The organism is Pandoraea eparura (assembly GCF_902459725.1).
In the GTDB taxonomy this organism is placed as follows: domain Bacteria; phylum Pseudomonadota; class Gammaproteobacteria; order Burkholderiales; family Burkholderiaceae; genus Pandoraea; species Pandoraea eparura.
In genome coordinates, this window is the sequence record NZ_CABPSH010000002.1 from 783,692 (window position 1) to 808,334 (window position 24,643).

Genomic DNA, 24,643 nt, shown 5'->3' on the forward strand with positions numbered 1-24,643 from the left:
CTACACCCAAGTGAGCGCCGATGCCGGCCGCCCGAGAGGTCAGCGCGTCGTCAGTCCAACATCGGACAAATCACGACTTCAGACGACGCTCGATGTCGGCCTTCGTGTCGAGCAGCGCCTGCGGCAGGCGATGATTGAACGTGTCGAACAGGTCGGTGTGGAGCTTCAGCTCTTCGTGCCAGGCGGCCGAGTCCATCGAGGTCACGTCGTCGAACTGCGACGGCGTGAAAGACAGGCCGTTCCAGTTCAGATCCTCATAGCGCGGCGTGATGCCGAAGGCGTTCTCCACGCCTTGCGCGGTGCCATCGATACGGCCAAGCATCCATGCCAGCACGCGCATGTTCTCGCCAAATCCCGGCCACACGAACTTGCCGTCCGCGCCCTTGCGGAACCAGTTCACGCAGTAGATCTTTGGCAACGCGGCGCCAAGCTTGTCGAGATGCGCGCCGGTATCGAGCCAGTGCTGGAAGTAGTCGCTCATGTTGTAGCCGCAGAACGGCAGCATCGCGAACGGATCGCGGCGCACCACCCCCTGCTGGCCCGCCGCCGCGGCCGTCGTCTCCGAGCCCATGGTCGCGGCCATGTACACGCCCTCGGTCCAGTCGCGCGCTTCCGTCACCAGCGGCACGGTCGTCGAGCGACGGCCGCCGAAGATGAACGCGTCGATCGCCACGCCGGCCGGGTTCTCCCAGTCGGCATCGATCGACGGACATTGCGAGGCCGGTGCCGTGAAACGCGAATTCGGATGCGCTGCCTTGCGGCCCGTCTCCTTCGCGCTTTCCGGTGTCCAGTCCTTGCCCTGCCAGTCAATCAGATGCGCGGGCGGCGTATCGGTCAGGCCTTCCCACCACACGTCGCCGTCGTCGGTCAGGGCCACGTTGGTGAAGATGACGTTTTCGCCAAGCGTCGCCAGCGCGTTCGGATTGGTCTTCTCACTCGTGCCCGGCGCCACGCCGAAGAAGCCGGCTTCCGGGTTGATCGCGTACAGACGGCCGTCCTTACCCGGCTTGATCCAGGCAATGTCGTCGCCAATGGTCTCGACCTTCCATCCGTCAAAACCCTTCGGCGGAATCAGCATGGCGAAGTTGGTCTTGCCGCAGGCCGACGGGAATGCCGCCGCGACGTGATATTTCCTGCCCTCGGGCGACGTCACGCCCAGGATCAGCATATGTTCGGCCAGCCAGCCTTCGTCGCGGCCCATCGTCGACGCGATGCGCAGCGCGAAGCACTTCTTGCCAAGCAGCGCATTGCCGCCGTAGCCCGAACCATAGCTCCAGATTTCGCGGGTTTCCGGGAAGTGAACGATGTACTTCGTGTTGTTGCACGGCCATGCCACGTCCTGCTCGCCGGCGGCGAGCGGCTTGCCGACCGTGTGCACGCACGGCACGAACTCGCCGTCGGTGCCCAGCACGTCGTACACGGCACGGCCCATGCGCGTCATGATGCGCATGTTCACGGCCACGTAAGGCGTGTCGGACAATTCCACGCCGATATGGGCGATCGGCGAGCCGAGCGGGCCCATCGAGAACGGCACGACATACATCGTGCGACCGCGCATGCAGCCCTGGAACAGGCCATCGAGCGTCGTGCGCATTTCACGCGGATCGACCCAGTGATTGGTCGGACCGGCGTCTTCGCGGGTTTCGCTACAGATGAACGTGCGGTCTTCCACCCGGGCGACGTCCGACGGATCGGACAGCGCGAGAAACGAGTTTGGGCGCTTGGCCGGGTTGAGCCGCTTCATCGTGCCGGCGGCCACCATCTGCTCGCACAGACGGTCATATTCCTCCTGCGAGCCGTCGCACCAGACGACGCGCTCGGGCTGGGTGATCGCGGCGATGTGCGACACCCAGTCGATCAGCTTGCGATGACGCACCCAGGCGGGCAAATCACGGGTTGCGACATTGGACGAGGAGGAGGCGTTGAGCGCGCTGGCGCCCACACTGGCTTGCGTCATGGGGGTTGTCTCCATGCAGAGTCGGGAAATCGGGGCAGGCGCCGTGCGTGCATCGCGCAGGCACCTCGAATCGCCGGGCAACCCTTCCGGTTGGGGATACCGGTCGGGCAGGATAGCCCCGGCGATCACCGCGTGCGCTGAACATCGAGGCGCACGCAGGCACGGGCCGCACGAAATTGGGCGCGTGTTGTGTCGCTTGCGACACACGCAAAACCACACGCGAGAAGGCAGGGGGCAACACGCGCACCGATACGTGCGCAGCAGGCGTCTCGCTCACCGGGTCCGACTTGCTTTTGCGGGGTGGGTTCGATTTTTTGCCATCGTGTTGAGGCGGTTTCGCCATGGTTGCCAGGACACCTGCCATACTATGCAAAACGAGGCGTCAGCATACCACCGCGCCAGTCGCGCCGGTGCTGCGTCGCAACAAGGCCGGCGCGGGGTTGCCCCGACAATCACTGCCCCTGTCGGCGGCCTCCGACTCATGTTCCGCCTGCGCAGAACGCTCGCCGTCCTGCGCCGATCCGATTACGTTTTGCCATGAAAATTGCCATTCTCGACGACTATCAGGACGCCGTTCGCAAGCTCGACTGCTTCTCCCTGCTGGCCGGTCATGACGTCAAGGTCTTCAACAATACGGTCAAGGGCGTCGGGCAACTCGCTGCCCGCGTCGGCGAAGCGGAAGTCCTCGTGCTGATTCGCGAGCGCACCGCCATCACCGCCCAGCTCATCGACAAACTGCCGCGTCTGCGCGTCATCAGCCAGACCGGGCGCGCCGGCGCGCACATCGACATCGACGCCTGTACCGCACGCGGTGTGGCGGTGCTCGAGGGCGTCGGCTCAGCGACCGCGCCGGCCGAACTCACCTGGGCACTGATCATGGCCGCCCAGCGTCGCATTCCTCAATATGTCTCCAGCCTCAAGCACGGCGCCTGGCAGCAGTCCGGCCTGAAATCGTCGAGCATGCCAGCGAACTTCGGGTTGGGTCAGGTGCTGCGCGGCCAGACGCTCGGCCTCTGGGGCTACGGCAAGATCGGCCGTCTCGTGGCGGGCTACGGCCGCGCGTTCGGCATGGAAGTGATGGTATGGGGCCGCGAGGGATCGCGCGAAGCCGCAGCCGCCGATGGCGTGCGCGTGGCGAACAGCAAGGAAGAACTTTTCACGCAAAGCGACGTGCTGTCGTTGCACTTGCGCCTGAACGACGAGACGCGTCACCTCGTCAAGCTCGATGATCTGCTTCACATGAAACCGACCGCGCTGTTCGTCAACACGAGCCGGGCGGAACTGGTCGAAGAGAACGCCCTGATCACGGCGCTCAACCGGGGTCGGCCCGGCATGGCGGCCATCGACGTCTTCGAGAGCGAACCGATTCTGCAAGGCAACCCGCTGCTGCGCCTGGAGAATTGCGTGTGCACGCCGCACATCGGCTATGTCGAGCGTGAAAGCTACGAGCTGTATTTCCGCGTGGCCTTCCAGAACATCGTCGACTTTCTGAACGGCGACCGCTCGCACGTCGCGAACCCGGCCGCCCTGCTCGGCTTCGGGCGCTGACATCCACAGCGCCGGCGAGGCGCCTGCGCCATCGTGTCCCGATGTCGCAGGAAGGTCTCGCCGTCCTGGCGACCCAGCGCGAATGCCGGGCCCATCACGGCACATCATGTCGGGGCGAGCGATGCCGGTCGCCTCGCGCCCGCCGGTTCACAGCAGCGCGTACGTGGTCGTCGCGTGCACGGCCATCTTGCCCGACGCGTCGAGAATCTCGATCTCGCCGAACACCAGGTTCTTGCCGCGACGCAAAATTCGCGCGATCACGCGCAAATCACCCTCGGTGACCGGACGCATGAACTGCGTGTTGAGCGTGACCGTCGTCATCGGCTGGAAGCCGCCGAGCGCAGCCGAGAGGGCCACCACCATCGCCGTGTCGGCCACGGCCATGAATACCTGCCCGCAGATCACGCCGCCACCATGCTTGAATGCGGCGTCAAACGGCAATCGCAACTCGCTTTGCTCCGGACCGGTCGCCTCGATCTGCAGATTCAGTTGCCGCACCCACGGCGAGACGAGTCCTTCGAGCATCTTCTGCGCTTGCACCAGCTCCATCCTGAGCGTCCTCCCGTTTCGTTGTGACGCCGATGATAGCCCCAAAACAGAAGCGCCACCCGGCGAGGGGTGGCGCTTGGGTCATCCGCTTGGGTCACGCGCCTCGGTCATGCAGGCGAACGACGCTCAGCGAACGCTCATCCGTTCGTCTTGTCGTGACGAATCCGACGGCTCTGGTGATTTTCGCGGTGCTGCACGCCGGCCTGCTCGCCCGCGCTCACGCGACCGTTCTTGCCCGCGTGCGCTTCGGCGGCGTCGACATGCGCCTGCCCCCGCTCGAGATTACCGGCCTGCCGGTGGCTCAGCGTGCCGGCGGCTTGCCCTTGCGCGATGCGCTTCTCCTGATTGACATTGCGCTGTACGTCGGCCTGCATGCGCTCGGACGACGCCGATGCAGGATTCCCCACCCGGTCGTTGTGCTTGAGCTGCTCGATCTTCGCGCTCTCCATGTTCTGGGCGCGGGCAATGCGGGCCTTCTCGGCCGCCGTATCGCCGGTGTGATCGGCGTGCGCCTGCATCCGGTCGATCTTCGCCTCGCCCTTCTCGAGCCGCGATGCTTCCTTCGTCGTCAACTGACCGCTCTTGAGCCCATTGTCGATGCGCTGCTGTTGCGCGACGTCGCGTGACGTCTCGGTCGTGGGCGTCTGGGCAAACGCCTGCGAGGCGAACACACCGCCCAGGGCCAGGGTTACGGCGCTCAGAATCATGGTTTGACGGACGTTCATGATGGAATCCTTATTGGCTTTGCAGTGCTTTGAATGGGCCTGAACACGAATGCGGCGACGCGTCTTCAGGAAACCGGCGGGGATCCGGGCCGTTGGCGGAATTGCCAGCGAATGACCGTGTCCTTATGCGGATTAACGCCGTGGGCGAGCGCGGCGCCGACAGCCAGCGTGTAACCGAGCAGTCCGAAAAGTAACGGCTTGTAATCGGCCCGTCTGTCCCGATTCGCGCCATGTCCCTGAAATCGCTAGGACATCCGCAGACAGCGCCGTAACGATTTGATACAGTGGTGCCCATTTGGCCGGCACGCGGCGCTTGCGAGCGTGCCATTCCGTACCTCTCAGCCCCCTAACGCGAACCCGCGAGTCAAGAAGGAGCCTCCCCCATGCAGAGCACCAGAGACGATCTCGGCAAACTGATCCTGCGCCTCACCCTCGGCATCCTGCTGCTGTTTCACGGCGTGAACAAGGTCATCAACGGGATCGGCTTCATCGAGGGCATGGTCACGTCGCACGGCCTGCCGAGCTTTCTCGCCTACGGCGTCTATCTCGGCGAGTTGCTCGCCCCGGTACTGCTGATTCTCGGCGTCCTCACCCGCCTGGGTGGCCTGCTCGTCGTGGGCAACATGGTGGTCGCGTTCACGCTGGTGCATCTGAACCAACTCGGCGATCTCGCGAAGACCGGCGGCTGGTCGCTCGAACTGCAAGCCTTCTATTTGTTCATGGGCGTTTGCGTGATGCTCTTCGGTGCCGGCCGCTACAGCGTGTCGGGCGGTCGCGGCGCCTTGGACTGATCGAACGACAACACACGTCAGGCGCGCACCGTCGCGCGACGATCATGACGGCCCGCCCTTGTCGACCCCCGGCAAGGGCGGGCCGAGTCGTTTCGGAATATTGCGAATCCCGGCGCTGGTAACGTCAGGTAATACACCGGTTGCACTTTGCAACGAGTTCGGTGCGGCGATGCCTTACTCTGAAACTGCCAATTCCGGCAGTATTCACAGGGAGTCAACACCATGCGCAAACTGAAGATCGCCACCGCGTCGGCCATCCTCGTCGCCACCTCGATGTTCGGCATCGCCCACGCCGCCGACACAACGGCACCGGCCACGGCACCGCACGCCGCGACTTATCACACGCGCGGCGAGCACGGCCCCTGGGGGCTCGGCAACCTGCACAAGCTGCACGATCAATTGAAACTCGACGCGCAGCAGGAACAAGCCTGGCAGCAGGCCGTGAACACGTCGAAGCAGAACCACGACGCCATGCGCAAGAACGGCGAGCAGCTCCGCCAGATGATCGCGCAGTCGAAGGATCAGAAGATCCTCGACCTGGCCGGCATGCGCGCCGCCCGCGAGAAGGTGTTCGATCAGAACCGTCAGTTGCGCAGCCAGACGGAAGATGCCTGGTTGAACGTGTACAACGGTCTGAACAACGACCAGAAAACGCTCGTGAGCACCACGATCAAGGCGCGCTGGGCCAAGATGAAGGCCTGGCACGACAAGGCAAGGCATCATCGTGGTCCGATGCACAAGAGCGCCCCGGCGCTGCAACCGCCGGCCGGTCAAGCGCAATAGATTGAGCGCAATAAGTCAGATGCGGGCGAGCCGCGCGCCGCCGGGCAGGGCCGCCCGGGGCGCGTCGGCGCTCAGGTCTCGCTCCACAGACGCAGCAGGTTGTGATAACAGCCGACGAGCGTGCGCCGCGCGGTCTCATCCGCGTCCGACGCATTGAGACGCTGGATTGCGTTGTCCATGTCGAAGAGCAGCGTGCGCTGCGTGTCATCCCGCACGAGGCTTTGCACCCAGAAGAAGCACCCGACCCGCGTGCCGCGCGTAATCGGATTCACGCGGTGCAGGCTGGTCGCCGGATACAGCACCATGTCGCCCGCGGCCAGCTTCACCTGGTGCGCGCCGTATTGATCTTCGATCACCAGTTCGCCGCCGTCGTACTCATCCGGCGATGCGAGAAAGAGTGTGGCGGAGATATCGGTGCGGATGCGCATGCCGCTACCCGGCTGCAAACGAATCGCCCCGTCCACGTGATGGCCGAAATGCATGCCTTCGCCGTAGCGGTTGAACATCGGCGCATAAACCTTGTTCGGTAACGCCGCACTGATGAACAACGGGTTGCGCTCCAGCGCGCCGAGAATCACGTCGCCCAGTTCGCGAGCCACGGCCGAGTGCTCGTCGATCTGCTGGTTCTGCTTGACGGGCGCGCCCTGATAGCCCGCCGTGGCCAGCCCGTCGACCCAAGCGTCGCCCGCATTGTCGAGCGTTGCGCGAACCCAGCGCACCTGCTCGGCACTGAGGGCATTCGGAATGCGTAGCAACATCGGCGTGCGTCTCCGTCAGAACCGGTAAGTGCCCGTGAGCAGCGCCGTGCGCCCGATGCCCGGCGCGGCCCGGCCGCCATCGGACGGCACCAGGGCATCGAAGTAGGTCTTGTTGAACACGTTGAGCAGGTTGAGGCGAATGTCGTATTTCGGCTGATGGTAAGCGATCGTGGCGTCCCAGCGCGTGTAGCCGCCCACGCGAATCAGGTTCGTGTTCGCAGCATAGCGCATCGACATGTACTTCATGCCGCCGCCCACTTCCCAATGGCCGAGCGTATAGGTCGACCAGAGCGTCAGCGAATGTCGCGGGGTGTTGGCCAGCACGTTGCCCTGCGTGCCGTCGTTCGCCTGCACGACTTCCGAATTCAGGAACATGTAGCCGCCCATCACCTGCCAGTTCGGCGTGATGCGGCCCGTCGCGCTCACCTGCGCGCCGCGAATGCGCACCTTGCCCGCGTTCGTATATTCGCCCGACGTGCCGGTCTGCGTGCGCGCATTGTCCTGCGTGACCTGGAACAGCGCGGTGTTGATCGCCAGGTTGTCGTCGAACAGGTTCCACTTGCTGCCGACCTCGAACGACTCGTTCGTCGCGGGCGGCAGGGCTTGTGTGTTGTTGGTGACGGTCAGCGTTTCAAGCGACGGGTTGAACGACGTGCCGTACGAGAAGTAATACGACTGTGCGTCGCTGGGCTGATAGATCACCCCCGTGCGCACGCTCGTGTAGTTGACCGTTTGCGTCGCGTAGCCCGGCGAGCTGACGGTATTCGATAGCTGCGCCTTGAAACGATCCCACCGCAGGCCGCCCACGACCTTCCAGTGGCGGTTCAGTTCGACCGTATCGTTCGCGTAGAACGCAACCGTCTGTGCTGTGCCCTGCGCCAGATTGCCGGTGGTCGTCGTCACATTCGGCAGATTCGCGTAGTAGGCCGTACTACTGGCGGGAATCCAGCCGAGGAAGCCCGTCGATTGCCCGGCGCCGGTGCGCGAATACGCCTGGTTCTCGTACGTGTCCTGTCCGAGCTCCGCGCCGGCGATCAGGGTGTGCTTGATCGGTCCCGTCGAGAACGTCTTCACGACGTCGGTCTGGTTGAACAGCGACGAGTCGGTGATCTTGCGGTCGTGGCTCTGCAACTGCACCCAGAGCTGATCGAGCGAATACGACGGCACGCCCGCCGTCGGGCGGACGGACAGCGACGTGAATCCGCCATTGCCGTTGGCAATGCCCACGGCATGCGGCGAGGTTTCAATGGCGTCAATGACGTAGCGGCTGTACTGCGTCTGGTTCGTGACCTTCAGGCTGTCGTCGACCTTGTGCTCGATCTTGGCCGAGAGGCTCATCACGTCCTGCACCGTGCGGTCGGTCGTCAGGCCGTAGAACTGTTGCTTCGAGACCGGCAGCGGACTGCCGTTGTAGCCCACGGTGCCATAGTCCGCCATGTCGCGGTTGTGCTGGACGAGTGCCGAGAGCGTGATCTGCGTGGGCGTGCCAATGCCCAGCTTCAGCGTGGGGGCGACGCCCCAGTCCCGATTGTTCATGACGTCGCGCGTGGTGTGAATGTCCTGCGCGAAGCCGTTGATCCGGAAGGCGGCGGTGTCCGAGAGCGGATGGTTGAGGTCGAACGAGGCGCGATACTGGTCGTGCGTGCCAATCGTGCCGGAGACTTCATTGAGCGGCTTGAGATTGGCCTGCTTGCTCACCTGATTGATGACGCCGCCGGTCGAGCCGCGGCCGAACAGCATCGAGGATGGGCCTTCGAGCACTTCGATGGCCTCCAGATCGAACGTATCGCGATAGTACTGGCCACGATCGCGGAAGCCATCGAGGTAGATGTCGGTGCGCGCCGCGAAACCGCGCAAGTTGATGTTGTTGCCGATCTGTCCGCCCTCGGCGCCGCCGAGCGTAATGGCCGGCGAATTGCGCAGGGCATCGGCGAACGACGTGGCGCCCTGCGCCTGCATGACCGCCTTGTCGATCACGGTGACCGATTGCGGGATGTCGCGGATCGCCGTAGGCACCTTGCCGCCGACGGTCGAGATGTCACGCTGGTATTCGTCACGAATCGACGTGCCGGAGACTTCGGTCTGCGGAAGTGTGGCGGCCGGTGCCGCGCCTTGCGCCGTGCTCTGCGCCGGGGCCTCGGTCGTCGTCGGCGTCTTGCTTTGGGTCGCGCCCTGGGTCGGGACGGCAACCGTGCTCTGCGCCATGGCGGGCGAGGCGTAAGTGACGGCGAACGGCGTGGCGAAGAGGGCCATCATTGCCACCGTCAGAGGCTTTCGTTGCATCATGATCGATCGGTTTCGAAATGCGTTGTGGTCGGAAAAGGGCGGGAGGACGCCGAGGAATCGCGCCGAGACCCACGCAGACGTCTCCCCTGCTCGCGGTCGGCTCCCTCAACATGGAGCGCGAATATAAATGAGAATGATTTACATTACAATCTCTTTGCGGCGATTGACGTAAATCGGCCACAGTGCGGCCACAGTGCGGTCACGTGCGGTCACGTGCGGTCACGTGCGGTCACGTGCGGTCACGTGCGGTCACGTGCGGTCACGTGCGGTCACGTCCTGGCACCGTCACCGGACGCCCGGTCAGAAGCGGCGTTGCCCGCGCGACGAGCCCCCGCCGGGACGGCGCAACGCCCGCAATATCGTGCGAATTCCTCAGGTATTGCCGACGAATTCGTGACACATGTTTATACTTTGGGCTGCAGTACATCATGCATTCGGCCGGAGCCCCCCCGGAACGGCCTTGACGTTTCGTCAGATTGCCGATGGCCCGGCCCCCATGGCATCCCGTGCCAGGCACCGGGTTTGTCGGTTTGGCTCAACGACATCATGAATTCGCCGCGCCGATGCCACCCTCGCGGGTGTGCGTCGGTGCTGCCTATTTGCCGTCCAGGGACAATGCAAGCCACCAGATCGCTCTACCTGCTCGGACCAATGCGGGTCGAACAAGGCAAACAGGCGTGCGCCGTGAAATACACGAAAGCGCGCGGCCTGCTGGCCTATCTCGCCCTGCAGCCGGGCTTTCACACGCGCGGCGCACTCGCTGACCTGTTCTGGCCCGATGAAGATGGTCAGGGAGGCCGCGACAAGCTCAAGCGCATGCTCTTCCACCTGCGCGACACCCTCGGCGACGAACTCTTCGAATCCGATCGTCAGGTCGTGCGTCTGCGCCCGGAAACCGGTCTGTGGATCGACGCACACGTCTTCGCGAGCATGATCGAGCAGGCCCATCGCACGCTCGACGCCGTGACGGGCCTGGATCTGGCGGCCCATCTGCAGCATCTGGCCGATGCCGTCGCCCTCTACCAAGGGCCCTTTCTGCACGGACTGTCGGTACGCGACACACCCGATCTCGAACAATGGATCGAGCTGCAACGCGACGAATATCAACGCCGCCGCGTCTTCGGCGAAAGGCTGCTCGCCGACGGTTACGCGCGTCTGGGTGACCTCGATCAGGCACTCGCGCATGCCCGCCAGCTCGTCGCGCTCGCACCGTTCGACGAATCGGGCTGGCAATGCCTGCTCGCGCTGCTGCTGCGCGCCGGACGCCGCGACGAGGCCGAAACCGAATACCGCCGCCTGTGCGAGATCCTCGACGAGGAGCTCGGTGAGCTGCCCGGCGAAGCGCTCACGCAATTGCTTGAGACACCCCCTGCACGCATGGAACAGCGCGCCACGGGCCCCGAGCGTCGCCAGGTGACCGTCGTGGCCATCGAATTCGCGCCAAACGGTATCGACGATCCCGACCTGCTCGTCGGCACCATGCGCCCGCCACTCGTCCAATGCGAGACGATCCTGCGCCAGTCGTGGGGCTATACGGTGCGCACGCCGACGGGTGGCCTGCTCGGCTATTTCGGGTACCCCACCGCGCTCGAGGGCGCCGGACGTCACGCCGTCGAAGCCGCCATGCGCTGCGCGCACGCAAGTTCTGCGCGCGTCGGCATCGGTGTGGGCATTCACACCGGGCTCGTCATCAGCTCGGTGGCCGACGATAGCCCCGACACCGGCGGACGCGTCTCGCGCTCGGCCACGCAGTTGGCCGACATGGCGCTACCCGGTGAAGTCCTGATCTGCGACGCCACGCAGCGCCTCATCGGCGTGGCCATCGCCACCACGCCGCACGGCAGCGTGCGCGAGCGTCATGCGCATCGCGAGATTCCTGTCTTTCGCGTCAATCCCGATCCGATGCCGGAGCGTCGTTCCCGCCGTCGCGCGGCCATGCTCTTCGGCCGCGACGCCACGCTGGCCGAACTCACCGCCGTGCACACGGCCATGCGCGACGCCAGCGCCGGACACGGGGTGCTGGCGCTCGTGATCGGCGAGGCCGGCATCGGCAAATCGGCGCTGGTGCGGCATTTCGTCGAGACGCGCGGCCTGCGCGCGATCGAACTGGCCTGCGCACCGGACGGCGCAGGCACGCCGTTCCACCCGATCGCACGCTGGCTGCGCACACAATCGGTCGACGACGCCGCGCAACTGCCGCAACCCGCTCTGCTGGCGCATCGCCGCCTGTGCGCCCTGTTCAACATGCACGCCGACGGCAATGTGCCGCACGCGTGGAAGCAGGCCGTGCTCGACGAAGCCCCTGCCCTGCTCGCCGCGTTGCTCCCCGACGGCGGCGTGCTGGTGCTCGACGACGCCCACTGGGCCGATCCGTCCACGCTGGAATGGCTTGCGCTCATGGCGGAAAATCCGCCGCACGGCCGCCTGCTGATGGTGTGCGCCCGCCCCGAATTCGAACAACCGTGGCGTCATCACGTGGGCTTGCGCCGCATCGACCTGGCGCCGCTCGACGCGGGAGCAGCCGCGTCCATCGTGCGCGCCGCGACCCCGCGCGTGGCCCTGCCCGCCGCCCTGCGCGAGCGCATCGTGCATCTGGCCGAGGGCGTGCCGCTGTTCCTGCAGGAGCTGGCGCGGGCCACCGCCGCCCAACAGGGCGCCCGCACCGCCGCCGGCGCCATGCCCATGCCCGCGAGCCTTCAGGAGCTGATGATGGCTCGCATTGACGCCGCGGGCAGCGCCAAGCCGGTCGCCCACTTTGCGTCGTGCCTCGGTCCGGCGTTTCAGGCCGATCTGCTCGCGGCAGCGAGCGGTCGCTCGATGGCGCTGGTCGAGCGCGCGCTCGACACGCTCGTCGCCTGCGCGCTGGTGCAGCGTCAGGACAATGGCCGCTACGTTTTCCGCCACGCGCTCCTGCACAAGGCCGCTTATGACGCGCAGCCGCAGGAACGCCGTCAGGACGCGCACCGCCGGATCGCCCTCGCCATGCGCGAGCATGCCGTCGTGCAGACCGAACCCGAAGTGCTTGCGTGGCACTTCCGTCAAGCCGACGAACCGGACGCCGCCATCGAGCACTACCGTCTCGCGGGGGAGTACGCGACAGGACGACAGGCATTCCGCGAAGCGTGTGCGCACTACCAGAGCGCGCTCGACGTCTTGCGGAGCACGGGTTCCGCTGCGCAGACCGCGCAGCGCGAGTTGTCACTGCGCATGGCGCTCGGTGTGCCGCTCGTGTCGCTGCATGGCTATGGCTCGGAGCCGGCGCGTCATAACTTCGAGACGGCCCTCGCACTCGCACAGCCGATGGGGGACGACGTCGCGCTGTTCCCGGTCTTCTGGGGACTGTGGCTCGGTTCCAGTTCGTGGAGCGGCTTCGAGCGCAGCATCGAACTCTCGCGCAAGCTCATTCTCATCGCGGAACAAGCCGGTGCCGCGCCGTTGCTCGCGCACGCGTATTACGCGCTGGGCAACAGCCTGTGCTGCCACGGCGACTTCGGCGGCGCGGTCACCGCACTGGAGACCAGCCTCGCGCATTACCGTCCCGAACACGCCGACACCGGGCTGGGCGAAGACGCCCGCATCACCGCGCTGTCGTTCCTCTCGTGGGCGTACTGGTTCACGGGGCGGCACGACGCCTCGCTCGCGGCCAGCGAAGCGGCGCTGGCGATGGGACGTCAGCAGGGTCGCCGTTACTCCTTCTCGTTCGCCCTCGTGTTTGCCGCGATGCTGCGCCGCCTGCGCCGCGAGGTGGCCTCCGCCGAAGCGCTGGCGAGCGAGGCCATCGAAGTGGCGTCGGAAACGGGTGTAGCGCTCTGGGCGCTCGCCGGACAGACGATTCGCGGCTGGGCGCTCGCCTCGCGCGGCGACGTAAGCGGCCTCGAGCGCATCACCGACAGCGTAGGACGCCTGAGCGAAATCATGGGCGGGGTGGAAGGCATCTTCTTCGGGTTGCTCGTGGAGGCATGCGCCGGCACCGGCGACATCGCGCTCGGACTGCACGCGGCCGAGCGTGGCACCCACGTGACCGTGCGCCGCAGCGATGCCCATTGGCAAGCGGAGTTCCTGCGCCAGAAAGGTTGCTTTCTTCGCGCGGGCCATCACCCCGACGACGCCGTACGTCCTTGGCTCGAACACGCGCTGCAGATCGCGCGGGCGCAGGCGTCGCCGATGCTCACCCTGCGCGCGGCGCTCAGCCTGTTGCGCCTGGGGGGCGGCAATGCGCCGGGCGACCCCGAGTACGTGGCCCTGTTGCGCGAGGCACTCGACGCATTGCAAGGCGGCGAGACCCTCGCCGACGTGCAGGAGGCCCGGGCGGTGATCGCCGACGTTTTCGCACGCCGGCCCATCCTGCGCGCGGCCCGCTACGGCAGCTGATCGGGCAACGGCAGGCGGCGTGCCTGCGCCGGCCATGCGCGCACCGCGCGAATAGCCGCTATCAGGCACGCCATATGTCCGTGCGGAGCGCGGCCGCTATATTGCGGCGACCGGTGCCCCCAAGCCCAACCACCGAACCGACATGTCTCTCGACCCCATGCGCGTGCCCACCGGCGCCTCGCCGGACACCCGCCTCACCGCCACCGGTGCGCCGCCCGCCTCGGTGAGTCCCGTCGCTGTCGCGCACACCGATCCCATCGCGCCCGACGCGTTGGTGTCGCGGGAAGTGGTCGTCTCCGGCTGCGTCAAGCGTCGCTATTCCTTCGATCTCTGCGCACTGATGCGCCTGCCGACGCAACTGACCGGGCCGCTCGACATCGTTTGCCTGTCGGGCCGGACGGTGCGCGGCGCCAGCGAATACAAGGGCGTCAGGCTGAGTGCACTGCTCGACGTCGCACAACTGCGACTGCCGCACGCGCGCGACTTCACGCGAGCCTTCATATTGGCGCAAGGCGCCGACGGCTACACCGTCATGTTCTCGTGGCACGAGCTGTACAACACGCCCGTGGGCATCGGCGCACTCGTCGTCTATGAACGCGACGGACGACCGCTTGACGACGACGAAGGCGGCATCGGCCTAATTTCGACGGGCGATTTTCGCGTGGCGCTACGCCAGGTACGTGCACTCAAGCGGCTCTCCGTCCATTTGGCCGAACCCCCGCTGCGTTGACGCCCCCCCACGCCGAGCGTGAGCCCCATACACTGGTGGCACATTTCTCACGGTCAAGCGAACGATGACGACACCTCACCTCACGCCTGTCGCGACACGCGCGAAAGCCGTCGGTCGCTGGTGCATGCCGCCCGAGTGGCATCTGCATGCCGCCTGCTGGATGGCGTGGCCGAGCCACTCGGTCATGTCGGGCGCGCGCCGGCATGAGGTCGTCGGCGAGTTGGGACGCATGGCCCATGCGATCGCCCACTTCGAGCCGTTGCATGTGGCGGTCGCCCCCCCTCATCTCGACGAAGCGCGCCGCCTCCTGCCCGCCGCGGCCACGCTTCACCCGATGCCCGTCGACGATCACTGGATGCGCGACACCGGCCCGACCTTCGTGCTCGACGACGCCGGGTCGCTGCACGCGCTGCGCTGGAACTTCAACGGCTGGGGATGGAAGATCCGGCCGATGCCCGACGCCGATCCCAAGCTCGCGCAACGCGTCGCGCTAGCGCTCGACGTGGCCACGACGTCAATGCCGATCGTGGCCGAAGGCGGGTCGTGGCACGTAGATGGCGAGGGCACGCTGATCGTGACGCAGACGTCGATTCTCAACCCGAATCGCAACCCGGGCCTGACACGTCGCGAGGCGGAAGACGTATTCCGTCATTGGCTGGGCGTGACGCACGTCGTGTGGCTGCCCGGCTCATCGCTGGACACGATCACCGACGGTCACGTCGACGGCATCGCGAGCTTCGTGCGACCCGGCGTATTGCTCGCCACCGGCGCCGATGGGAATGACGGGAATGACGAATGGGCGCGTGAGGCGAGGGAAAACCTGCGGGCACTGCGCCTCGCGCGCGATGCCTGCGGACGGTACTTCGACATCGGCCTGCTGCCCGGCATCGACTTCGACGCCCTACCCACCGCGGTCGCGGACGATCCCGACTTCGCTCCGGAGTATGTGAATTTCTATCTGCCCAACGGGGGCGTAGTGATGGCGTCGTTTGGCGATGTGGCGGCCGATGCGCAGGCACGCGACATCGTGCAGCGGGCGTTCCCCGACCGACGTATCGCGCAGGTGCCGCTGCGCGGCATTGCGCGGCGCGGCGGTGGGATTCATTGCTGCACGCAACAACAACCGGCGGCAGTCTCGCGCTGAGTTGTCGTCGCGGGCATCACTCCCGGTCGGCCCGGACTCGCCTTAACTCGACACCGTCCGACGTTTGCGCGCGGGTGCAGCCTTCGTCGCCGCTTCGGTCTTTGTATCGGTCTTCGCATCTGCCTTTGTTTTGGCCATTGCGCCAACGGCTTTCGTGCCGGTGGCCTTCGGCTTCGCTGCCGACTTGCCGACGGCCTTCGTCGCGGACGTCGCGGACGTCGCGACACGCGTCGTCGTGGGCTTCGCCACCCGCTTCCCCTCGCCGGCCGGCGCGCGCACGCCGTTCGTCCCGAGTTGCGAGCGCACGCGCTGCTGCATGTCGACAATATCCGAATCGAGAATGAGTCGACCGCGCAGCTTCCCGTTCATCCGTTTGATGTAGGTGCGCGCCTCCTGCATATGAAGATGCATGAGTTCGCGTACGCGTTGCGCATCCCCCGCGCGCGCCGCGTCGGTGATCTGGCGATGGATATCGACGTTCGCCGTGCCGAACTTCTCGTGCTCGCGTCGCGGTGTCTCGTTGCCGAACACAATCAGTTGGCGAATCATCTCGTTGACGAGTTCGCAGGTGAACCGCAGAAAGCTGTTGGGGTTGGCCGCCGCGAGAATGTCGTGAAAGTCCATGTCGGCCTGACGCTGGCGCAGCAATTCACGCCGGTCGTGCGACGCGGGACTGCAACAGGCCATGTTGTGCTCCAGCGCGTCGAAGTCGGCCTCGGTCAGATGCGGCACCGCACCGGCGGCCAGCTCGGGTTCGAGCAACTGACGCACCGTGTAGATGTCGTCGATGCTCACTTCCTTGAAGAAGAGATAGTTCTGCATGAGCTGGAACGTGCGCTCGAGCGGCACTTCCACCACCATGCCGCCGCCCGACGGCCCCGTGCTCACCTTGATGAGTCCCTGCACTTCGAGCGACTTGAGCGCTTCACGAATGGTGCTCTTCGACACCGCGAACATCTGCTGCAACTCCACCTCGCGCGGCAGGCGGTCGCCGGGCAGCAAATTGCCCTCCGTAATCAGGCGCTTGATGGCTTCGGCGACCAGATCGCCGCGCTTTTGTTGTTTGATTTCCAACGGCTCTCGCACCGTTTGCGCATCTCGTGCCATATGGCGCCTCACAAGGATCGGTTCACCTGACTGACAGGCTTGCGAACGGGTTCTACCGGCGGTGCCGGATGAGAATTTTTTCCGATTGACACCCCGAAATATTATACCTACGATCAAATTCATCCTATTTATCATAATAAATATGACGGATAGGGATAAGGCCCCGGACGTTGCAGGTTGTCACTGTCAGGTCGCCGCCTCGGATCGATTTTTTCAGACCGCTGGCCGGTCAGCGTGTGACGCGCTGCACGTTTGCACCCCATGAACGATTGCTCCCTTCCCTGGAGATCCAATTGAATCGTCGTGAACTGTTGAAGCTCGCCGCTGCGGCGTCTCTGCCTGCCTCCTTGATCACCACGCGCGATGTGTTCGCGCAAACCACCGGCGCCATCCAGTTGGCGTGCCCGGTACCGATGTCGGGCCCGTTCGCGGCCAACGGCAAGTTTGCCGATCTGGGCATGAAGCTCATCGTCGAGCAGTACGGCAAGGTGGTTGGTCGCCCGCTCGCCTATACGACCCTCGATACCGAAGGCAAGCCCGCCACGGCCATCCGACGCGTGCAGGAAATCGCGCAACAGAAGGGTGCTCGCTTCTTCGCAGGCGGCATTCTGTCGTCCGAAGCACTGGCCATGGGCAAGGAAGTCGAGAAGGCCGGCGGCATTTTCATCACGACGGCGGGCGCTGACGAAATCACGGGCAAGGACTGCAACAGCGCCACGTTCCGCTGGTCGGTGCCGACCTTCGGCGCCATCGAGCAAACGGTGCGCCCGCTCATCGAATCGATGCCCAAGGCCAAGCGCTGGTACACGATCACGCCGCAATACGTGTTCGGCGAAGGCTTGCTCACAGCCGCGAAGAACGTCTTCAAGGAAAAAGGTATCGAGCACGTCGGCAACAGCTATCACTCGCTGTCGGAGAAGGAATTTTCGGGCTATCTCACGAACGCGGTCGCCGCCAAGCCCGACGTGCTGCTGCTCCTGAACTTCGGCTCGCAATCGTCCGACACGCTGCGTCAGGCGGTGAGCTTCGGCATGAAGAACAACTGCACGATCCTGATGGCGTGGGCCTCCGGCCTTGAGCAGTTCGAGACGCTCGGCGCCGATCTGTGCGACGGCGTGTATTTTGGCGCACAGTACTGGCATGCGGTCGCCTCGCCGCTGAACCTCGATCTCGTCAAGCGCACGCAGGCGCGCTTCAAGCAGAACCCGAACTACAGCCTCGCGGGCTCGTACATCTGCACGAAGCTCATGCTCGACGGTATGATCAAGGCCGGCAGCGCCGATCCGAAGGCCGTCATCGCCGCGATGGAAGGCATGAAGTACGACGGGCTCACGGGGCCGGAAGAAATCCGCAAGGGCGACCACCAGGTGCTCAAGAACTACTATCTGCTCAAGGGCAAGCCCAAGTCGAAGATGCGCAACGCCGACGACTTCGCCGACATTGTCAGCGCAGGGAAATCGTTCCTGCCGCTCGACAAGACCGAGTGCAAGCTGACCTGAGCCGGTAGCGCAGCGCGCCGCCGCTGCGCGAATGCTCACACCGTGTCGCTCGCGGGGACACCTGGCCGTCCCCGCAAGTGTCGTCTGTGCCGCGCGGCGAAAGCCGGACGGCACACGGTGCTCCACGTCCACCCAAGCTCTTCGGGACGCGCATGAACGTCTATTTTCTGCAGGTCATCAACGGCATCGGGATCGGGATGCTGTACTTCCTGCTCGCCGTCGGGTTGTCGATCATCTTCGGCCTGCTGCGCTTCGTGAATTTCGCGCACGGCGCCTTCTATGTGCTCGGCGCATATTGCTGCTACCAGGCCATGCAATGGGGCCTGTCTTTCTGGCTCGCGCTGATCGTCTGCCCGATCGTCGTCGGCGCCCTCGCCTGGATTGCCGAGAAGCTGCTGCTCTCGCGCATCTACGAGAAAGCGCACGAATTCCACATCCTCGTCACGGTCGGCCTGGCGCTCGTCGTGCAGGAACTGGTCATCATCATCTGGGGCCCGCTCGGCGATAACGTCGCCGTACCCGCGGCGCTCAACGGCGTGGTGATGTGGGGCAGCTTCATTTATCCGAAGTATCGACTCTTCCTCATCGGCTTCACCGCCGTGTTCGCCGCCGTGCTCTGGTGGCTGCTCGAAGGCACGCGCCTGGGCAGTGCGGTGCGCGCGGGCAGCGAGTCGTCAGAAATGGTGTCGCTGCTCGGCATCAACGTGTTCCGGGTGTTCAGCCTTGCGTTCGCGCTCGGCGCCGGCACCGCCGCGTTGGCCGGGGTGTTGGCGGCGCCGGTGCGCGGTGTCGACCCGTTCATGGGTATCGAGGCGCTGGGCATCGCCTTCGTGGTGGTCGTCATCGGCGGCATGGGCAGTTTCGCAGGCGCGCTTGTGGGCGGTCTCGTGATCGGCATCGTGCAAAGTCTGATGAGCACGATCTGGCCGGAAGGCGCACGACTGATGATCTACGTGGCGATGGCGGCGGTGCTGCTCATGCGTCCGCACGGCCTGCTCGGGAGGGGATGATGCTGGTACGTTACCGTTTTTGGCTGCTCGCCGCCGCCGTCACGCTGATCCTGCCTGTCACGCTGTCCTCGGGCACGCTCGCGACCGAAGTGCTCGTCTACGCGCTGGCCGCGCTCGGCTGCAATCTGCTGCTCGGCTACACCGGACTGCTCTCGTTCGGCCAGGGCATCTTCTTCGGCCTGGGCAGCTACACGCTCGGCATCCTGCTCACGCGCTGGGCGCTGCCCATGCCGCTCGCCGTCGTCGCATCGATCGTGTTGGGCGCCGGGGTCGCAGCCATCGTCGGCAGCTTTGCGATCCGGCAGAAGGGCACCTACTTCGTGATGCTCACGCTGGCCTGCGCGCAGATGTTCTACTTCCTTGCCTACACCGCGACGGACTGGACCGGCGGCGACAACGGGCTGCTCGACATCCCGCGTCAGTCGCTCGCGCTGGGCGGCAAGACGCTGATCCCGCTCGAGACGCCCTGGCAGTACTACACCTTCGTCGCCGTCGTTTTCCTGATCGTCTTCGCGGTGCTGTTGCGCGTGGCCGATTCCGTGTTCGGCCGCACGCTGCTCGCCATTCGCGACAACGAAGCCCGCGCGGCCGCCATCGGCTATCACGTGAAGACGTTCAAGCTCGTGGCCTTCGCCATCTCCGGCGCCGTCACGGCGCTGGCGGGCGCGTTGCACGCGCTCATGACGGGCATCGCACCGCTGTCCAACATCGAGTACCACTCGAGCGAAATGATCCTCGTGATGACGGTCATCGGCGGGACGGGCAATCTCTTCGCCTCGGTGCTGGGCGCCGCGTTCTATGTGCTCGCCGCCGATTGGCTCTCCACGCTGTGGCCGCGCTGGCTGCTGTTGCTCGGCCTGCTGCTCATCGCGGTGAGTCTGTTCATGCATCGCGGCCTGTGGGGCGTTGGCGAATCGTTGTGGTATCGCATCACCGGCAAGCACGACGAGCACGACGGCAAACTGGATACGCAGGGAGACCCGACATGAGCGACGCTCTCATCGAAGCCGCCGGCATCGTCAAACGCTACGGCAAATTCACCGCGCTGCACGGCGTCGATCTGCGTGTGGCCCCGCGCACTGTGCACTCGGTCATCGGCCCGAACGGCGCGGGCAAGACTACGCTGTTTCACATGCTCACCGGCACGGTACCGGTCTCGGGCGGACGCATCCTGTTCGATGGTCACGACGTCACCACCGAAGCCGATTACCGGCGCGTGCAACGCGGCATCGCGCGCTCGTTTCAAGTCACTGCGCTCTTTCAGAATCTGTCGGTGCGCGAGAACCTGCGGCTCGCCGCGCTGGGCGTGACGCCGCGCCGCGCGCTCTCATGCTGGCGCAAGGCGGACGGCCCGCGGGCCTGCGCGTCCGTCGTCGACGACGTACTCACGCGCCTCGCGCTCACACGTCATGCCGGCACGGCGGCGGGCGCGCTCTCGCACGGGCAGCAACGCCGTCTCGAGGTGGGCATGGCGCTCGCGGCGCGTCCCAAGGCGATCTTCCTCGATGAGCCGACGTCAGGCATGGGCATCGACGATCTCGACGACATGAAGCAACTCATCCGCGGTCTGCGCGACGATCACACCGTCGTGCTCATCGAACACAACATGAATATCGTGATGGACATCTCCGACACCATCACCGTGATGCAGCAAGGCCGCGTGCTCGTCGAAGGCAAGCCGGACGCCATTCGTGCCGACGAACGGGTGCGCGCCGCCTATCTCGGCAACATGATCACCGGAGGCCGCGCATGATCCTCGACGTGGAAGGCATTCACAGCTATTACGGCAAGAGTCACATCCTGCAGGGCGTCTCGCTGCGCGTGGGCGACGGCGAACTCGTCACGCTGCTCGGGCGCAACGGCGCGGGCAAGTCGACCACGCTCAAGACGATTGCGGGCGTCGTGCCGCCCAAGGCCGGCAGCATCGCGTTTCTGGGCAAGCCCGTCGCCGGACAGCCCGCGCATCGCATTGCCGCGCGCGGCGTGTGTTTCGTGCCCGAGCATCGCGGCATCTTCAAGTTGCTCACCGTCGAGGAGAACCTCAAGCTCGGTGCGCGCCGCGATTCGCCGTGGCAGCTTGCCGACATCTATCGCATCTTTCCGCGGTTGCAGGAGCGCCGCAAGAACGGCGGCGCGCAACTCTCCGGCGGCGAGCAGCAGATGCTGGCCATCGGACGTGCGCTGATGAATCACCCGCGCCTGCTCATGCTCGACGAGCCGGTCGAAGGACTCGCCCCGGTGATCGTCGAGGAGATCGTGGCGCAGTTGAAGCTCATCAAGCAAGCGGGCGTCGCGATCCTGCTCGTCGAACAGAATCTGGAGGTCTGCACACAGCTCGCCGACCGGCATTACATCGTCGAGCAAGGCGTGATCGTGTACGGCGCGGACAACGCTGCGTTTCTCGCCGACGAGGTCGTCAAGGACCGTTACCTCGGCGTGGGCGTGGCTTGAGCCGCCCGACCCCAATTTCCCCCAAAGCGCGCCGCCACGCCCCCATGCGGCGGGGCGAGCGCGCCACTCTGCCAACGCAGGCGTCAGCGCGACCGTCGCGGCGTCTGCCCTGAAGGACTGATGAACATGGAACGTCTCGATCAACCGGCAGCCGCAGTACGCGTCGACGGCGCGCGCCTGTGGGACAGCCTCATGCAACTCGCGCAAATCGGCGCGACTGCGAAGGGCGGCGTGTGCCGCCTCGCCCTGACCGATCTCGACCGGCAGGGCCGCGATCTGTTTGTCACGTGGGCCAAGGCGATCGGCTGCACGGTGCGCGTCGACGCGATCGGCAATATCTTCGCGCGCCGCCCAGGCCGCAACGACGCGCTCCCGCCCGTCATGACCGGCAGCCACATCGACACCCAGCCGACCGGCGGCAAGTTCGACGGCAACTACGGCGTGCTCGCCGGGCTGGAAGTGCTGCGCACGCTCAACGACAACGGCATCGTGACCGACGCGCCACTCGAAGTCGCCGTCTGGACCAACGAGGAAGGTTCGCGTTTCGTGCCCGTGATGATGGGCTCCGGTGTCTACGCGGGCGCCTTCACGCTGGAGCACGCGCTCGCCCAGAAGGATCACGACGGCGTGAGCGTTGCCGACGCCCTGTGCGCTATCGGCTACGCCGGTGCGGCATCGGCCGTGGGTGAAGCGGGCGCTGTCGGCGCGTATTTCGAAGCGCACATCGAGCAAGGGCCGGTGCTCGAAGCGCATGGGAAGACCATCGGCGTGGTGCAGGGTGCGCTCGGTCAGCGCTGGTACGACGTAACCGTCACGGGCATGGAGGCCCACGCGGGCCCTACGCCAATGGAACTACGCCGCGACGCGCTGCTCGCCGCCGCACAATTGATCCAGGCCGTGAACCGCATCGCCTGCGAGCACGCGCCGCATGCTCGCGGCACGGTAGGCTGGGTCGACAACTATCCGAACTCGCGCAACGTGATTCCTGGCCGCGTGAAGCTCTCCGTCGATCTGCGCGCCGCCGACGACGCCACGCTCGACGCACTCGACGCCAAGCTGCGCGCCGCGTGCGCCGCGTGCGCCGCGTTGGGCACGAACGGCATCGACGTCGCCATCGAACCGGTCGTGTACTTTCCGCCGCAGCCGTTTGCACCGGAACTCGTCGAGGCGATTCGCTCGGGCGCGCAGGCGCTTGGCCTGTCGTCGATGGATGCCATCAGCGGTGCGGGGCACGATGCGGTCTATCTGGCGCGCGTCGCCCCGACGGCGATGATCTTCGTGCCGTGCAAGGACGGCATCAGTCACAACGAGATCGAAGACGCCGATCCGGCGCATCTCGAAGCCGGTTGCAACGTGCTGTTGCAGGCGATGTTGCAACGCGCGGGAGGTGTCGCATGAAAGTGATGATCGCGCGGATGAATCACGAGACAAACACGTTCTCGCCGGTGCCCACCCCGCTCGACGCCTTCGGCCATCGGGGACCGACGTATGACGAGGCCGCCTATCGCGACAACAAGGGCATGCGCACGGCGATGGCCGCGTTCATCGATCTGGCCGAGGCCGCCGGGGCGCAGCTGGTGACGCCCGTGTCCGCCGCGGCCAACCCGAGCGGCCCGGTCGCGGCGAGCGCCTACGACGCCCTGTGCGACCGGATCGTGGCGGCGGCGAGCGGTGTCGATGCGATCCTGCTCGATCTGCACGGCGCGATGGTGGCGGAAAACAGCGACGACGGCGAGGGCGATCTGCTGGCGCGCGTGCGCGCGGCCGCGCCCGATACGCCGATCGCCGTCGCGCTCGACCTGCATGCGAACGTGACACCGAAGATCGTGGTGAACGCCGATATCGTCGTGGGCTTCAAGACGTATCCGCACATCGACATGTACGAGACAGGCGAGCACGCCGGCCGTCTGCTTTTCGAAATGTTGGCGGGCCAACGCCGCCCTCGCGTGGTGTGGCAACAACCGCCGTTGATGGTACATACGCTGCGCAGCACAAGCCACGGTGGCGCGATGAAGCGAGCGCTCGACGCGGCGCGGCGCGCCGAAGCCGAGGAGGGCATTCCCGCCGTGTCGGTGTTCTCGGGCTTTTCACTCGCGGACATCCCCGCGCCGTGCATCAGTGTGGTCGTGACGGCGGGCGACGGTGACGACGGCGTGGCGCGTGCGCAGGCCGTCGCCGACCGCATTGCCGCACAGGTGTGGGAGGCACGCGACGAATTCGTCTACCGCAGCGCGCCGCTGGGCGAATCGATTGCCGAAGCGAAGCGTCTGGCCGAAGGCGCGGACAAGCCGGTGCTGCTGCTCGACCACAGCGACAACTGCATGTCGGGCGGCACGTGCGACACGATGGACGTGCTCGAAGCGGCGCTCGCGGCCGGGCTGACCGGTATTGGCGTCGGCCCGCTGTGCGACCCGGAGGCGGTCGCAACGTTGATCGCCGCAGGCGAGGGCGCTGAGGTGACGCTGGCCGTCGGCAACAAACGCGCGCTGACACAATTGGGCATCGTCAAGACGCCGCCGGTGCTCACGGGCATCGTGCGCAAGATCGGCGACGGCGAATATGTCGTGAGCGGACCGACGTACACGGGGCAACGCTGCTACATGGGTCGCACGGTGCTGTTCGATATCGGACCGGCGCGCATCGTGATGACGGAGCGCACGCACGAGCCATGGGACCACGGCGTGTTCACCTGCGTCGGCCTCGATCCGCACCGCGAGCGCTTCCTGCTGCTCAAGTCGCGCATGTATTGTCGACCGGTGTTCGTGCCGATTGCCCAAGGCCTCGTGGAATGCGACAGCGAGGGCGTGACGAGTTCGAACTATGCGCTGTTTCCGTTCTCGCGCGTGAATCGTCCGGTGTATCCGCTGGATCGGGACGCCACCTTCTCGCTTCCCTGAAGACGAAAGGCGACGACGGAATCCATCGTCGCCTTCT

The 24,643-nt window shown here is 65.6% G+C and carries 19 protein-coding genes; 13 read left to right on the plus strand and 6 right to left on the minus strand.

The window, feature by feature from the left end; all coding sequences use genetic code 11:
• Positions 1–70 precede the first annotated feature (70 nt).
• The gene (locus PEP31012_RS07755) at positions 71–1,957 is read right to left on the minus strand and encodes a phosphoenolpyruvate carboxykinase (GTP) (protein ID WP_246171178.1); all 1,887 of its coding nucleotides are present in this window, start codon (positions 1,955–1,957) and stop codon (positions 71–73) included.
• Between the two features lie 537 nt (positions 1,958–2,494).
• Between PEP31012_RS07755 and PEP31012_RS07760 the strand changes: the two genes are divergently transcribed.
• Positions 2,495–3,505 (plus strand): D-2-hydroxyacid dehydrogenase family protein, encoded by a 1,011-nt coding sequence (locus PEP31012_RS07760; protein ID WP_150588721.1) that lies wholly within the window; start codon positions 2,495–2,497, stop codon positions 3,503–3,505.
• Positions 3,506–3,652: 147 nt separating this feature from the next.
• On the opposite strand, the gene PEP31012_RS07765 is transcribed toward PEP31012_RS07760, so the two are convergent.
• Both PEP31012_RS07765 and PEP31012_RS07770 read right to left on the minus strand, forming a co-directional pair.
• Positions 3,653–4,054, minus strand: a complete 402-nt coding sequence (locus PEP31012_RS07765; RefSeq protein ID WP_150588722.1) for a PaaI family thioesterase — start codon at positions 4,052–4,054, stop codon at positions 3,653–3,655.
• Between the two features lie 137 nt (positions 4,055–4,191).
• Positions 4,192–4,779 carry a hypothetical protein gene (locus PEP31012_RS07770; RefSeq protein WP_246171179.1) on the minus strand — a complete coding sequence of 196 codons (588 nt, stop codon included), beginning with the start codon at positions 4,777–4,779 and terminating at the stop codon, positions 4,192–4,194.
• Positions 4,780–5,162: 383 nt separating this feature from the next.
• On the opposite strand from PEP31012_RS07770, the gene PEP31012_RS07775 reads away from it, so the two are divergent.
• Together PEP31012_RS07775 and PEP31012_RS07780 are read left to right on the plus strand one after the other, a co-directional pair.
• Complete coding sequence (locus PEP31012_RS07775) at positions 5,163–5,570, plus strand: DoxX family protein (RefSeq protein ID WP_150588724.1); 408 nt, start codon at positions 5,163–5,165, stop codon at positions 5,568–5,570.
• Between the two features lie 222 nt (positions 5,571–5,792).
• On the plus strand, positions 5,793–6,353 hold the full coding sequence (locus PEP31012_RS07780) for a Spy/CpxP family protein refolding chaperone (RefSeq protein ID WP_150588725.1): 561 nt from the start codon (positions 5,793–5,795) through the stop codon (positions 6,351–6,353).
• A 71-nt stretch (positions 6,354–6,424) separates the two neighbouring features.
• Here the strand turns inward: PEP31012_RS07780 and PEP31012_RS07785 are convergent, their stop codons facing one another.
• Positions 6,425–7,111 (minus strand): Fe2+-dependent dioxygenase, encoded by a 687-nt coding sequence (locus PEP31012_RS07785; RefSeq protein WP_150588726.1) that lies wholly within the window; start codon positions 7,109–7,111, stop codon positions 6,425–6,427.
• A 15-nt stretch (positions 7,112–7,126) separates the two neighbouring features.
• Positions 7,127–9,397 carry a TonB-dependent receptor gene (locus tag PEP31012_RS07790; protein ID WP_150588727.1) on the minus strand — a complete coding sequence of 757 codons (2,271 nt, stop codon included), beginning with the start codon at positions 9,395–9,397 and terminating at the stop codon, positions 7,127–7,129.
• 684 nt (positions 9,398–10,081) lie between these two features.
• Here PEP31012_RS07790 and PEP31012_RS07795 point away from each other — a divergent pair.
• The 3 genes from PEP31012_RS07795 to PEP31012_RS07805 all read left to right on the plus strand — a co-directional run bounded on the left by PEP31012_RS07795 (position 10,082) and on the right by PEP31012_RS07805 (position 15,642).
• Positions 10,082–13,768 (plus strand): AfsR/SARP family transcriptional regulator, encoded by a 3,687-nt coding sequence (locus tag PEP31012_RS07795; RefSeq protein WP_174978147.1) that lies wholly within the window; start codon positions 10,082–10,084, stop codon positions 13,766–13,768.
• A gap of 142 nt (positions 13,769–13,910) precedes the next feature.
• Positions 13,911–14,498 (plus strand): molybdopterin-dependent oxidoreductase, encoded by a 588-nt coding sequence (locus PEP31012_RS07800; protein WP_150588729.1) that lies wholly within the window; start codon positions 13,911–13,913, stop codon positions 14,496–14,498.
• A 64-nt stretch (positions 14,499–14,562) separates the two neighbouring features.
• Entirely contained in the window at positions 14,563–15,642 is a 1,080-nt protein-coding gene (locus tag PEP31012_RS07805; RefSeq protein WP_150588730.1) for an agmatine deiminase family protein, read from the plus strand.
• 42 nt (positions 15,643–15,684) lie between these two features.
• Here PEP31012_RS07805 and PEP31012_RS07810 read toward each other — a convergent pair whose 3' ends face one another.
• Complete coding sequence (locus PEP31012_RS07810; protein WP_425494930.1) at positions 15,685–16,716, minus strand: FadR/GntR family transcriptional regulator; 1,032 nt, start codon at positions 16,714–16,716, stop codon at positions 15,685–15,687.
• Positions 16,717–17,042: 326 nt separating this feature from the next.
• On the opposite strand from PEP31012_RS07810, the gene PEP31012_RS07815 reads away from it, so the two are divergent.
• From PEP31012_RS07815 to PEP31012_RS07845, 7 genes are all read left to right on the plus strand, one after another.
• The gene (locus PEP31012_RS07815) at positions 17,043–18,248 is read left to right on the plus strand and encodes an ABC transporter substrate-binding protein (RefSeq protein WP_150588732.1); all 1,206 of its coding nucleotides are present in this window, start codon (positions 17,043–17,045) and stop codon (positions 18,246–18,248) included.
• A 152-nt stretch (positions 18,249–18,400) separates the two neighbouring features.
• Positions 18,401–19,258, plus strand: coding sequence for a branched-chain amino acid ABC transporter permease (locus tag PEP31012_RS07820; RefSeq protein WP_150588733.1), 858 nt, complete (start codon positions 18,401–18,403; stop codon positions 19,256–19,258).
• On the plus strand, positions 19,258–20,247 hold the full coding sequence (locus PEP31012_RS07825) for a branched-chain amino acid ABC transporter permease (protein ID WP_150588734.1): 990 nt from the start codon (positions 19,258–19,260) through the stop codon (positions 20,245–20,247). The genes PEP31012_RS07820 and PEP31012_RS07825 overlap by 1 nt, the downstream gene beginning before the upstream one ends.
• Entirely contained in the window at positions 20,244–21,011 is a 768-nt protein-coding gene (locus tag PEP31012_RS07830) for an ABC transporter ATP-binding protein (RefSeq protein ID WP_150588735.1), read from the plus strand. Before PEP31012_RS07825 ends, PEP31012_RS07830 begins: the two co-directional genes overlap by 4 nt.
• On the plus strand, positions 21,008–21,709 hold the full coding sequence (locus PEP31012_RS07835) for an ABC transporter ATP-binding protein (protein WP_150588736.1): 702 nt from the start codon (positions 21,008–21,010) through the stop codon (positions 21,707–21,709). Before PEP31012_RS07830 ends, PEP31012_RS07835 begins: the two co-directional genes overlap by 4 nt.
• A 126-nt stretch (positions 21,710–21,835) precedes the next feature.
• Positions 21,836–23,107 (plus strand): Zn-dependent hydrolase, encoded by a 1,272-nt coding sequence (locus PEP31012_RS07840; RefSeq protein WP_150588737.1) that lies wholly within the window; start codon positions 21,836–21,838, stop codon positions 23,105–23,107.
• On the plus strand, positions 23,104–24,606 hold the full coding sequence (locus tag PEP31012_RS07845) for a M81 family metallopeptidase (protein WP_150588738.1): 1,503 nt from the start codon (positions 23,104–23,106) through the stop codon (positions 24,604–24,606). Before PEP31012_RS07840 ends, PEP31012_RS07845 begins: the two co-directional genes overlap by 4 nt.
• The last annotated feature ends 37 nt before the right edge of the window (positions 24,607–24,643 follow it).